Annotated in this window: 8 protein-coding genes; 3 read left to right on the top strand and 5 right to left on the bottom strand. The window is 73.7% G+C overall.

Translation table 11 applies throughout. The annotated features are described in order from the left end of the window. Positions 1-117 precede the first annotated feature (117 nt). Positions 118-2,802, top strand: a complete 2,685-nt coding sequence (locus tag NFS20_RS21990) for a glycoside hydrolase family 48 protein (RefSeq protein WP_251153909.1) — start codon at positions 118-120, stop codon at positions 2,800-2,802. A gap of 39 nt (positions 2,803-2,841) precedes the next feature. On the opposite strand, the gene NFS20_RS21995 is transcribed toward NFS20_RS21990, so the two are convergent. From NFS20_RS21995 to ptsP, 3 genes are all read right to left on the bottom strand, one after another. After that, entirely contained in the window at positions 2,842-3,795 is a 954-nt protein-coding gene (locus tag NFS20_RS21995) for an acyl-CoA thioesterase (protein WP_463105738.1), read from the bottom strand. 49 nt (positions 3,796-3,844) lie between these two features. Continuing rightward, complete coding sequence (locus NFS20_RS22000; RefSeq protein WP_251153927.1) at positions 3,845-4,273, bottom strand: globin; 429 nt, start codon at positions 4,271-4,273, stop codon at positions 3,845-3,847. Positions 4,274-4,379: 106 nt separating this feature from the next. Further along, positions 4,380-6,077 carry a phosphoenolpyruvate--protein phosphotransferase gene (gene ptsP, locus NFS20_RS22005; protein ID WP_285821167.1) on the bottom strand — a complete coding sequence of 566 codons (1,698 nt, stop codon included), beginning with the start codon at positions 6,075-6,077 and terminating at the stop codon, positions 4,380-4,382. On the opposite strand from ptsP, the gene NFS20_RS22215 reads away from it, so the two are divergent. Then, positions 6,066-6,506, top strand: coding sequence for a PTS sugar transporter subunit IIB (locus tag NFS20_RS22215; protein ID WP_285821169.1), 441 nt, complete (start codon positions 6,066-6,068; stop codon positions 6,504-6,506). The two genes, ptsP and NFS20_RS22215, sit on opposite strands and share 12 nt — an antisense overlap. Before the next feature lie 2 nt (positions 6,507-6,508). Here NFS20_RS22215 and NFS20_RS22015 read toward each other — a convergent pair whose 3' ends face one another. Further along, positions 6,509-7,576: a mechanosensitive ion channel family protein gene (locus tag NFS20_RS22015; RefSeq protein ID WP_251153911.1), complete on the bottom strand. Its 1,068-nt coding sequence runs from the start codon at positions 7,574-7,576 to the stop codon at positions 6,509-6,511. A 72-nt stretch (positions 7,577-7,648) separates the two neighbouring features. On the opposite strand from NFS20_RS22015, the gene malQ reads away from it, so the two are divergent. After that, on the top strand, positions 7,649-9,829 hold the full coding sequence (gene malQ / locus NFS20_RS22020) for a 4-alpha-glucanotransferase (RefSeq protein WP_251153912.1): 2,181 nt from the start codon (positions 7,649-7,651) through the stop codon (positions 9,827-9,829). Positions 9,830-9,911: 82 nt separating this feature from the next. On the opposite strand, the gene pepN is transcribed toward malQ, so the two are convergent. After that, the gene (gene pepN / locus NFS20_RS22025; protein ID WP_251153913.1) at positions 9,912-12,503 is read right to left on the bottom strand and encodes an aminopeptidase N; all 2,592 of its coding nucleotides are present in this window, start codon (positions 12,501-12,503) and stop codon (positions 9,912-9,914) included. Between the last annotated feature and the right edge of the window lie 217 nt (positions 12,504-12,720).

The following is a 12,720-nucleotide window of genomic DNA, read 5'->3' on the forward strand; positions in this document are numbered from 1 at the left end:
GGCCCGCCGACGAGGGCGGGCCCGGACCCGTTGCGACGGGGCTCGACGACGAGAGGGAGCACGATGCCACGCACGTCCCGGCGCGCCGCGCCGCCACCATCACCGCACGCCCCCGCTGTGCCTGCCTGGCCGGTCGGACCCGGGCGTCGGGGCCGTCACGGCCGCACGGTCGCCGCCGCGCTCACCGCGTGCGCCACGCTCGCAGCGCTCGCCGCGGTCCAGCCGGCGAGCGCCCGGCCGACCGCCCCCGCGGCGCAGGCCGCCGTCACGGTCGCCGTCGACGGCGAGTACACGCAGCGCTTCCTCGAGCTCTACGACAAGATCCACGACCCGGCGAACGGCTACTTCTCGCCGCAGGGCATCCCGTACCACGCGGTCGAGACCCTCATGGTCGAGGCGCCCGACTACGGGCACGAGACGACGTCCGAGGCGTACTCCTTCTGGCTGTGGCTCGAGACCTCGTACGGGCAGGTCACGGGCGACTGGGAGCCGTTCAACCACGCGTGGGACACGCTCGAGCAGTACATGATCCCCACGACGGAGAACCAGCCGACCAACGCGGCGTACAGCCCGAACAGCCCGGCCACCTACGCCGCCGAGCACAACCACCCGAGCGCGTACCCGTCGCAGATCACGGCCGGCGTCACGACGGGCAAGGACCCCATCGGCGCCGAGCTGCGCCAGACGTACGGGACGCCCGAGATCTACGGGATGCACTGGCTCGCGGACGTCGACAACGTGTACGGCTTCGGCGCCGCCCCCGGCTCGTCGACGCTCCTCGGTCCCGACCACGAGGGCACGTCGTACATCAACACGTTCCAGCGCGGTCCGCAGGAGTCGGTCTGGGAGACCATCCCGCAGCCCTCGATCGACGACTTCAGCTTCGGCGGCGAGAACGGCTACCTCGACCTGTTCACCGGTGACGCGTCGTACGCGAAGCAGTGGAAGTACACGAACGCGCCGGACGCCGACGCGCGCGCCGTCGAGGCCGCGTACTGGGCGAACAAGTTCGCGACCGAGCAGGGCCAGCCCGAGGCCGTCGCCGAGACCGTCGGCAAGGCCTCGAAGATGGGCGACTACCTGCGCTACGCGCTGTTCGACAAGTACTTCAAGACGCCGGGCTGCGCGTCGATGTCGTGCGCCGCCGGCACGGGCAAGGACAGCGCCCACTACCTGCTGTCCTGGTACTACGCGTGGGGCGGCGCGCTCGACACGGCGAGCCCGTGGGCATGGCGCATCGGCTCGAGCCACGCGCACTTCGGGTACCAGAACCCCATGGCGGCGTGGGCCCTCGCGAACGACCCTGCGCTCGAGCCGTCGTCGCCGACGGGCGCGGACGACTGGAGCAAGAGCCTCGACCGTCAGGTCGAGCTGTTCCAGTGGCTCCAGGCCCCCGAGGGCGGCATCGCGGGCGGCGCCACGAACTCGTGGGACGGCGCCTACGCGGCCCGGCCCGCCGGGACACCGACGTTCTACGGCATGGCGTACACGGAGGCGCCGGTCTACCACGACCCGCCGTCGAACCAGTGGATGGGCATGCAGGGGTGGGGCATGGAGCGCATCGCGCAGCTCTACCACGAGACGGGCGACGAGCGGGCCGAGGACATCCTCGACGGCTGGGTGCCGTGGGTCGTGGACAACATCACGGTCACCGACGACTCGTGGCAGATCCCGTCCGAGCTCACGTGGACCGGCAAGCCCGACACGTGGGACCCCGCGAACCCCGGCGACAACTCCGGGCTGTCCGTGAGCGTGAAGAGCTACGGCCAGGACGTCGGTGTCGCCGGCGCGCTCGCCCGCACGCTCATGTACTACGCGGCCGGGTCGGGCGACACCGTCGCCCAGGAGACGGCGCGCGACCTGCTCGACGCGATCTGGGAGCAGAACAGCGACCCGGTCGGTGTCGCGACCGACGAGACCCGCGGCGACTTCGGTCGCTTCGACGACGTCCTGACCTCTCCCACCGGGAACGGCACGTTCGTCCCCGCGGGCTGGTCCGGCACGATGCCGAACGGCGACGTGATCGAGCCGGGCGTCTCGTTCCTCGACATCCGCTCCTTCTACCTCGACGACCCCGACTGGGACAAGGTCCAGGCGCACCTCGACGGCGGTCCCGCGCCCCAGTTCCGGTACCACCGGTTCTGGGCGCAGACGGCGGTCGCGACGGCGCTCGCGGACTACGACCGCCTGTTCGGCGAGGACGTCCCGCCGGTGGAGGACACCGAGGCGCCCACCGTCCCGACGGGCCTCGAGGTCACGGGGCAGACGGGCACGACGGTCTCGCTCGCGTGGGAGGCGTCCACGGACGACACGCGCGTGAACGGGTACACGGTGCGGCGTGACGGCGTGGTCGTCGGGTCGACCGGCGGCAGCGTCACGGCGTTCACGGACGAAGGGCTGGAGCCCGGGACGTCGTACTCGTACACGGTGAGCGCGCGCGACGCGGCGGGCAACGTCTCGGCGCCGTCCGGTGCGGTCTCGGGGACCACGGACGACGACGCCGGGCCCGAGCCGGGCGCCTGCACCGCGGCCTACGCGACGCGCGGTTCGTGGGGTGGTGGCTACCAGGGCGAGGTCACGGTGACGGCCGGACCGTCGGGCGTCGCCGGGTGGACCGTCGCGCTCGACCTCGCGCCGGGCGGGCTGTCCCAGGCGTGGAACGCGACGACGAGCGTCAGCGGGGGAGTGCTCACCGCGTCGAACGTCGGCTGGAACGGCACGCTCGCGGCGGGCGCGAGCACGTCGTTCGGGTTCATCGGGACGGGCGCACCGCCGGCCGACACGGCGGTCAGGTGCGGCTGACGCCTCGCTGAGGACGTCCCACGGTCCGTCTCCCGGTGCTCACAGCGCCGGGAGGCGGACCATGCCCTCCTGCGCGATGGACGCGACGAGCGTCCCGTCCTGGGCGAACACGCGCGCGGCCCCGAGGCCGCGACCGCCCTGCGCGCTCGACGACGACTGCACGTAGAGCAGCCAGTCGTCGACGCGCACGTCCCGGTGCCACCACATCGCGTGGTCGAGGCTCGCGATCGAGATCCCCGGGGTGACCCAGGCGATGCCCGCCTCGCGCAGGATCGGCTCGAGCATCACCTGGTCGCACGCGTAGGCCATGAGCGCGCGGTGCAGGAGCTGGTCGTCGCCGACGTCGCCGCGCGCCCGCATCCACACCATCTGGTGGTCCTTGGGCTCGCCGTCGGGGCCGAGGTAGAGCGACCCGCCGACGTGGCGCAGCTCGAACGCGGAGTGGTGCGACCAGAACCGCGCGATGGGGTGGTCGATCCCGCCGAGCACGTCGAGGGCCGACGGCACGGTCTCCGGGTCGGGCGCGTCGGGCATCGACGACGAGTGCTCGATCCCGCCCTGCTCCTCCTGGAACGACGCGATCATCGACAGGATCGGCTTGCCGTGCTGGATCGCGTGCGTGCGGCGCGCGCTGAACGAGCGGCCGTCGCGCAGCCGCTCGACGGCGAGGTCGATCGGCACGGAGAGGTCTCCCGGACGCAGGAAGTACCCGTGCAGCGAGTGGGGGAGGCGACCCTCCGGGACGGTCCGGCCCGCGGCGAGGACCGCCTGCGCGAGCACCTGGCCGCCGTACACGCGCCCCGTCGGCTGGTGGACGCTGACCCCGCGGAAGTGTTCCGGGTCGGCCGCGGAGCCGTCGCCGTCCCCGACGCGCTCGAGCTGCAGGACCTCGAGGAGGTGTCCCAGCGGGTTGGGGACCTGCTCGGCCGGGGCGGCGTCGGACGTCGGGCCGGGCGACGGCGCGGAGTCGGTCTCGGGGTGCTCGGAGGTCACGGGTCTCGGGCTCCTTGGTTCGGCGTCGGTGGCCGGCGCTGCGGTGCGCTCAGTCGTCGAAGGTGTTGAGGAGGGAGTGCGCGGCGCGCTCCAGATAGTCCCACAGCGTGGCCTCCTGGATCGGCGCGAGGCCGATCGAGCCGACCGCGGTGCGCATGTGCGTGAGCCAGCGGTCGCGCGCGTCGGGGTTGACCTTGAAGCCGCCGTGCCGCATGCGCAGCCGCGGGTGCCCGCGCTGCTCGCTGTACGTCGTGGGACCGCCCCAGTACTGCTCGAGGAACGCCGTGAGACGCCAGCGCGCCGGCCCGAGGTCGTCCTCGGGGTACATGGGCCGCAGCACCGGGTCCTGCGCGACGCCCTCGTAGAACGCGTCGACGAGACGGACGAACGTCTCGTGCCCGCCGACCTCGTCGTAGAACGTGCGGCTCGGGCGTGCCGGGGACGACGTGGGGGCGGCGGGTGCGGCACCGTTCGTCATCCCGGCGACCGGCAGCGTCGTGCGGGGGGTGGGCTCCGTGGTCACGACCCCATCCTCGCACCGCGGGTGCGCCGGACCTGGCCCGCGGGGTGGCGTGCGGCGAGGATCACAGACCGAGCCCGGCCAGCTGCGGCAGGTTCTCCCGCACGACGGCGCGCGCGGCGGCCGCGCTCTCGGCGTCCAGGGCGAGGCGCGCGAGGCGGCGGCACTCGTCGAGGTCGACCTCGCGCAGGAGCGCCGCGACGTCGGGGATCGCCCGGGCCGTCATCGAGAGCGAGGTCACGCCGAGCCCGACGAGCACGACCGCGAGCACGGGGTGCGAGGCGGCCTCGCCGCACACGCCCACGGGACGTGCCTGCTGGGCGCCGCCCTCGCACGTCGCGGCGACCAGGCGCAGCACCGCCGGCTGCCACGGGTCGGACAGCTCGGCGAGCGACCCGAGCAGCCGGTCCGCGGCCATCGTGTACTGGGTCAGGTCGTTCGTGCCGATCGAGGCGAACGCGGCCCGGGCGAGGATCGGGCCGGCGAGCAGCGCCGCGCTCGGCACCTCGACCATGACGCCCGCGACGTCGAGTCCGTGCGCGTGGCACCGCTCGACGAACCACTCGGTCTCGCCGACGGTCGAGACCATCGGCGCCATGACCCAGACCTCGGCCTCCTCGGCGGCGGCGGCCTGCGCGATCGCGTCGAGCTGCTGCTCGAGCAGGTCGGGCCAGTGCGCCGCGGTGCGCAGACCGCGCACGCCGAGCGCCGGGTTCTCCTCGTCGGCGACGGTGAGGAAGTGCAGGGGCTTGTCGGCTCCGGAGTCGAGCGTGCGGACCACGACCTTGCGCCCGGGGAACTCGCGCAGCACGGCCCGGTAGGCCTCGACCTGCTCGGCGACCGTCGGCGGCTCGTCACGGTCCAGGAAGCAGAACTCGGAGCGGAACAGCCCGACGCCCTCGGCTCCCGCCGCGGCGGCCGGGGCCGCGCCCGCCGGGTCGCCGACGTTCGCGAGGAGCTGGACGCGGTGCCCGTCGCGCGTGCGGCCCGTGCCGTCGAAGGTGCGGGCGTGCTGCGCCCGCGCGCGTGCCGCCTCGACCTGCTCGGGCGACGGGTGCACGACGACGGTCCCCGCGGACCCGTCGACGAGGACCAGGTCGCCGGGCGCCAGCGCGGCGCTCGCGCCGACGGCGGCGACGACCGCCGGGATGCCCATGGCGTTGGCGACGATGGCGGTGTGCGACGTCGGGCCGGCGCCGTCGGTGACGATCGCGAGGACGCGCGCGGGGTCGAGCGCGGCGGTCGCGGACGGCGCGAGGTCGGGGGCGACGAGGACGAACGGCTCGCTGTGCTCCGGGACCCCGGGCGCGGGCCGGCCGGTGAGCGCGGCGACCAGGCGGTCGCGGACGTCCGCGACGTCGCGGGCCCGCTCCGCGAAGTAGCCGCCGAGCTCGGTGAGGCGGCGTGCGACGTCGTCGGCCGCCTCCCACACGGCGCGCTCGGGGACGAGGTGGTCGTCGAGGACGCGGCGGCGGGCGTCCGCCGCGAGCGTCGGGTCGGCCGCCATCGCCGCCGTCGCCTCGAGGACGTCGTGGCTCTCGCCCTGCGCCGCCGCGGCCGCCCGCTCCAGGTCGGCGACGACCTGACGTGCGGCCTCGTCCACGCGACGGGCCTGCGCCTCGTGGTCCGCGCGGGGCGGCAGGCGCAGGCCGGGCGCGGGCTCGGCGACCGGCTCCGGCATGAGCACGACGGGCCCGACGACCGTCCCGGCGCACACGCCGATACCGGTGATGACCTGCCGCACCTCGTCCTGGGATCCCACGAGCTCGCTCCTGTCCGCCTCCGCGCCACGCGAGCACACGCGCGTTGCGCCCCCGTTTCACCGTGGCGTCGATCCGGTGACAACCGTGCCAGGAGACTAGGCTGTCCCCAGGGTGCACGGCACCCCGACACCCCGGATCCGCGGTCCGGGCCCCTCCCGCACTCGCCTCAGGAGACGACTTCGATGAGCACCCCCTCGGACCAGAAGGCCCAGCAGATCCTCGACGCCCTCGGGGGCCAGGGGAACGTCGTCGACCTGGAGCCCTGCATCACGCGACTGCGGGTCGAGGTCACGGACCCCGAGCTGGTCGACGAGGCGCGGCTCAAGGCCACGGGCGCCTTCGGCGTGGTCCGCTCGGGGCGCGTCGTGCAGGTCATCGTCGGCCCGGAGGCCGACAACCTGGCTGCGGAGCTCGACGGCCTGCGCTGACGTCAGGCCGGGCCGGCGGCGTCGGGTCTCCGCACGGCTGCCGCCGCGGCAGCACCCCGCGCGGCCGAGCGCCCGGCGGGGCGCGACCCGTCGTCGTCCCGCTCCGCCGGTGAGTGGTCGAGGACGACCACCTGCTGCGCACCCGCGAGCGGGATCCGCGCGTCCTCCAGGGCCTCGCGGACCGCCGCGCGCAGCGCACGACCGACCTCCCACTGCTGCGCGGCCCGGGTCTTGATCTGGACCTTCAGCAGCATCCCCTCGGCGGTGAGCTCCTCGATGCCGAGCACCTCGGGCGCCTCCATCACGGACGAGCCGAGGACCGGGTCCGCGCGCACGCCCTCCGCCGCCTGCAGCAGGACCGAGCGCACCTGGGCGACGTCGGCCCAGTACGCGACGCGGACCTCGACCACGGCGCGGCCCCACTCCTGCGTGAGGTTCCCCGTCCGCAGGATCTCGCCGTTGCGCACGTACCAGAGCGTGCCGTCGCCCGCCCGCACCTTCGTGACCCGCAGGGCCACCTCCTCGACCGTGCCGACCACCTCGCCGAAGTCGACCACGTCACCGACGCCGTACTGGTCCTCCAGCAGCATGAACGTCCCGGACAGGAAGTCCTTGACGAGGCTCTGCGCGCCGAAGCCCAGCGCCACGCCCGCGATGCCCGCGGACGCGAGGAACGGGCCGATGTTGAGGCCCAGCTCGGCGAGGACCATGAGGACGACCGTGGTGCCGATGATGATGTTGGCGGCCGACCGCAGCACCGACCCGATCGTGCGGGCCCGCGCCGCGCGCCGCGCGTTGGCGAGCGGGTTCGCCCGCAGCAGCGCGCTGCCCACCTCGGTCTGGCCCAGGCCCTTGAGCCGAGCGCTGCGCAGGGTCGGCGTGCCGTCGGCGATGTGGTCGGTGACGCGGCGGATCACCCGGCGCAGAAGGGCGAGCGCGATCGAGCCGATCGCGACGATGAGGATCACGCGCAGCGGGACGCCGACGAACCACGTCAGCCAGTCGTCGGGGTTGCTCGCGTCGAAGCCGTCCGGATCGGTCGTGGAATCGGTCAGGAAGGAGGGGAGCATGGGCGGCAGGCTACCCGCCGCTCCTGGGCGCGCCGGGGCGAGGGCCTGCCCCGACGTCCCTGTTCTGGCAGGATGCGGTGCGTGAGCGAACCCTCTCAGACGGACCTGCCCGAGCCGTTGGTGCAGCTGGCCGACGCCCACGGCGTGGCGTCCGACTTCTGGGGCTTCGACGGCACGGAACGACAGGTACGGGCCTCGACGCTCGTCGCCGTCCTCGAGGCGCTGGGCGTGCCGGCCTCGTCGCCGGAGAAGGTCGCGGTGTCCCTCGAGCACTCCCGCGACGACGCGTGGCGGCAGATGCTCCCGCCGACGGTCGTCGTGCGCCAGGGCGAGGCCGTCCCCGTCCCGGTGCACGTGGCCGACGGCGCGCCGGTCGAGGTGTGGGTCGAGCTCGAGGCCGAGCAGCGCCCCGCACGGCCCCACGCGCGCGGCGTCCGGGAGCGGCGCGACCTGAGCCAGCTCGACGTCTTCGTCGAGCCGCGGACGGTCGACGGACGACCCGTCGGGCGCGCGACGTTCGAGGTCCCGGCGGACCTGCCGCTCGGATGGCACGACCTGCACGCGGAGAGCGCGGGCACGCAGGGGCGCGCGACGCTCGTCGTCACGCCGCGGCGCCTCGAGCTGCCCGAGGCCCTCGTCGACCGTCCCTCCTGGGGTTTCATGGCGCAGCTCTACTCGGTGCGGTCCCGCGCGTCGTGGGGGGTCGGCGACCTCGCGGACCTGGCGGACCTCGCCTGGCTGTCGGCGCGCGAGGCCGGCGCTGACTTCGTGCTCGTCAACCCGCTCCACGCCGCCGAGCCGCGGACGCCCATGACGCCGTCGCCCTACCTGCCGACGAGCCGGCGGTTCGTCAACCCGCTGTACCTCCGCGTCGAGGACATCCGCGAGACCGCGTACCTCTCGGCCGCGGACCGCTCCCTCGTCGAGTGGTCCTTCGACCCGGTGCGCGAGCTGTGCACCGACCCCGGCCCGATCGACCGGGACGCCGCCTGGGAGGCGAAGAAGGCCGCGCTCGAGGTCGTGTTCGCGGCCCCGCGCTCGACGGCTCGACAGGCGTCGTTCGAGGCGTTCCGCGCCGAGCAGGGCCGAGGGCTCGAGGACTTCGCGACGTGGTGCGCCCTCGTCGACCACTACGGCGACCGCGACTGGCCGCCGGGGGCGACGGACCCCGCGAGCCCGACGGTCGCCGCGCTGCGCGAGCACGTCGCCGACCGCGTCGACTTCTACTGCTGGCTCCAGTGGGTCGCGGACGAGCAGCTCCGCGTCGCCCAGCGCACCGCGCGCGAGGCGGGGATGACCGTCGGGATCATGCACGACCTCGCGGTCGGCGTGCACCCCGAGGGCGCCGACGTCTGGGCCAACCGCGCCGTCCTCGCCACCGGGGTCTCGGTCGGGGCGCCCCCGGACATGTACAACCAGCAGGGCCAGAACTGGTCCCAGCCGCCGTGGCACCCCCGCGCCCTCGCGCGCGCCGGGTACGCGCCGTACCGCGACATGCTGCGCACCGTCCTGCGGCACGCGGGCGCGATCCGCATCGACCACGTCATCGGCCTGTTCCGCCTGTGGTGGATCCCCGGCGGCGCCCGTGCCGACGCCGGGGCCTACGTCCGCTACGACCACGAGGCCCTCGTCGGCATCCTGTGCCTCGAGGCGCACCGTGCGGGCGCGATCGTCATCGGCGAGGACCTCGGTGTCTTCGAGCCGTGGGTGCGGGACTATCTCTCGGAGCGCGGCGTCCTCGGCACGTCGGTCCTGTGGTTCGAGCGCACCGAGGACGGCGCACCGCTGCCGCCCGAGGAGTACCGGCCCCTCACGCTCGCCACCGTCACGACCCACGACCTGCCGCCCACGGCGGGCTACCTCGCCGGCGAGCACGTCGAGCTGCGCGACCGGCTCGGGGTCCTCACGGAGCCCGTCGCGGACGTGCGCCGTGCCGCCCGCGCGGAGCGCGACGCCATGCTCGCCTTCCTGGGCGAGCGCGGGCTCGTGGGCGAGGACCCGTCCGAGCGCGAGCTCGTCGAGGCGCTGCACCGGCTGGTCCGGCAGACCCCCGCTGCCCTGATCGGGGTCTCGCTCGCCGACGCGGTCGGGGAGCGGCGCTCGCAGAACCAGCCCGGCACGAACACCGAGTACCCGAACTGGAAGGTCCCGCTCGGCGACGCGTCAGGAAACGTCGTCCTGCTCGAGGACCTCTTCGACAACGCGCGTCTCCGCTCGCTCGCGAAGGCGATGAACGACCCCCAGCCGAGGTAGTACGGCAGTCGGCCGAGGGAGTACCGGGGTCCCGACCCCGGTACTCCCTCGGCCGACTGCCGTACTCCCTCGGCGGACCGGGTCAGGCGTCCGCGGCCTGTGCGGTCAGGGCGCGCTCGACGCCCGCGAGGTTCTCGACGACGAGGCGGCGCAGCGCGGGGGCGGCCTCCGCGTTCGCGTCGAGCCACTCCTGCGTCGCGTCGCGCAGGGCCGCGGTCGCGAGCGGCGCGGGGTACAGGCCCGTGACGAGCGCCTCGGCGATGTGGTAGGACCGCTCGTCCCACAGGGGCAGCAGGGCGTCGAAGTACGCGCCGACGAGGGGAGCGAGCGACGCCGGGTCGTTGACGTGCTGGAAGCCCTGCGTCGTGGCGCGCACGATGGCGTTCGGCGCGCCGTCGGTGGCGACGAGCCGGTCGAACGCGGCGCGCTTGGCGTCCGCCGTCGGGACGGTGGCCCGGGCCCGTGCCGCGGACTGCTGTCCCGTGGCGGTCGAGTCGTCCGCGAGGGTCTCCTCGATCGCCGCGTCGTCCGCGAGGTCGAGGAGCACGAGGCCCTTGAGGATCTCCCACCGCAGGTCCGTGTCGATCTCCAGGCCGTCGAGCGCGGCGGTCCCGTCGAGGAGCCCCCGCAGCGCCTCGCCATGGGTCGGTGTCGACGCGAGGTGCGCGAAGAACTTCACGAGCTGGAACTGCAGGTCGGAGCCGGCGTCCGCCTGACCGGCGAGCTCCCACAGGGTGTCGCCGACCTCCACGAGCGTGTCCGCGCGTCGCTCGGGCGCGACGTACGTCTTCGCGGCGAGCGCGAGCTGGTTGAGGGTCGTGCGGATCGTCGTCGACTCGGTCTCGCGCGCGATGTTGCCGAGCACGAGGCGCACGTAGTCGCTCGCCGGCGTCTCGCCGTCGCGCGTCGCGTCCCAGGCGGAGCCCCAGACGAGCGAGCGGGCCAGAGGGTCGGCGATGTCCGCGAGGTGCTCGGTCGCGACGGCGAGCGAGGCGGGGTCGAGCCGGATCTTCGCGTACGCGAGGTCGTCGTCGTTGAGCAGCACGAGCTGCGGCCGGTCGAGACCGAGCAGCTCGGGCACCTCGGTGCGCGGGTCGTCGACGTCGACCTCGACGCGGTGCACGCGGGAGAGTGCTCGTCCGCCGTCCACCTCCTGCAGGTCGTAGAAGCCGATGCCCAGGCGGTGGGGGCGCAGGGTCGGGTGGTCGGCGGTCGCCGACTGGAGCACCGTGAACGACACGATGCGCCCGTGCGCGTCGAGCTCGATCTCGGGGCGGAGCGTGTTGACGCCGGCCGTCTCGAGCCACTTCGCCGACCAGGCGGTGAGGTCGCGCCCGCTCGTGGCCTCGAGCTCGACGAGGAGGTCGCGCAGCTCGGTGTTCCCCCACGCGTGCTTGCGGAAGTACGCCGCGACACCGGCGAGGAACTGCTCCTGGCCGACCCACGCGACGAGCTGCTTGAGCACCGACGCGCCCTTCGCGTACGTGATGCCGTCGAAGTTGACGAACACGTCCTCGAGGTCGTTGATCGTCGCGACGATCGGGTGCGTCGAGGGCAGCTGGTCCTGGCGGTAGGCCCAGGACTTCTCCATGGCCGTGAACGTGGTCCAGGCCTCGGTCCACTCCGTGGCCTCGGCCGTCGCGAGCGTCGACGCGTACTCCGCGAACGACTCGTTGAGCCACAGGTCGTTCCACCACCTCATGGTCACGAGGTCGCCGAACCACATGTGCGCGAGCTCGTGCAGGATCGTCACGACACGACGCTCCTTGACGGCGTCGGTGACCTTGGAGCGGAAGACGTAGGTCTCCGTGAAGGTCACGCAGCCCGCGTTCTCCATCGCGCCCATGTTGTACTCGGGCACGAAGAGCTGGTCGTACTTGTCGAACGGGTACGGGTGCTCGAACGCCTTCTCGAAGAACGCGAAGCCCTCGCGGGTCTTGTCGAAGACGTAGTCCGCGTCGAGGTGCTCGGCGAGCGAGGCGCGCGCGAACACGCCGAGCGGGATCGTGCGGCCGTCGGACGACGTGAGCTCGCTGCGCTCCACGACGTACGGGCCTGCGACGAGTGCGGTGATGTAGGAGGAGATGCGCGGCGTCGGCTCGAAGGCCCAGCGCGCGACCGCGACGTCGCCAGCCCCCGTGCCGGTCGGGTCGGCGACCGCCCCGAGGGCCTCGGGCTCGGGCGTCGGCTGGTTGCTCACGACCTGCCACGCCGCGGGTGCGGTGACGGTGAACGCGAAGGTCGCCTTGAGGTCGGGCTGCTCGAACACGGCGAACACGCGGCGCGAGTCCGGGACCTCGAACTGGGTGTAGAGGTACACCTCGCCGTCGACGGGGTCGACGAACCGGTGCAGGCCCTCGCCCGTGTTGGTGTAGCCGCAGTCCGCGACGACGCGCAGCTCGTTGTCCGCCGCGAGCCCGTCGAGCGCGATCCGCGAGTCCGCGAACACGTCGGCCGGGTCGAGCGCCCGTCCGTTGAGCACGACCTCGCGGACCGACGGGGCGACGAGGTCGACGAACGTCGACGCGCCCTCCGTCGCGGTGAACCGGACCACGGTCGTCGAGGCGAACGTCGTCGCGCCCGTCGTCAGGTCCAGCGCCACGTCGTAGGAGCGGACGTCGACGACCGCCGCGCGCTCGCTCGCCTCGGCGCGGGTGAGGTTCTCTCCGGGCACTGCAACTCCTCGGTCTGGGTGGGTCTCGGTCACGGCCTGTGAGCCACGGACGATCATCCCACGGGCCGGTCCCGCACCCCGTGGGAATACTCTGCGGTCGCCCGGTGTCGGGTTATGCCGAGAGCGCTCGCCGATCCCGGTCGCCCCGGGCGACCACCCACGAAGGAGACCAGTCCCGTGACCCTTGCCGCGACGTCGGACACGACCGCACCCGTCA

Origin of the sequence: Cellulosimicrobium sp. Marseille-Q4280, from assembly GCF_943181405.1 — a bacterium.
Lineage (GTDB): Bacteria > Actinomycetota > Actinomycetes > Actinomycetales > Cellulomonadaceae > Cellulosimicrobium.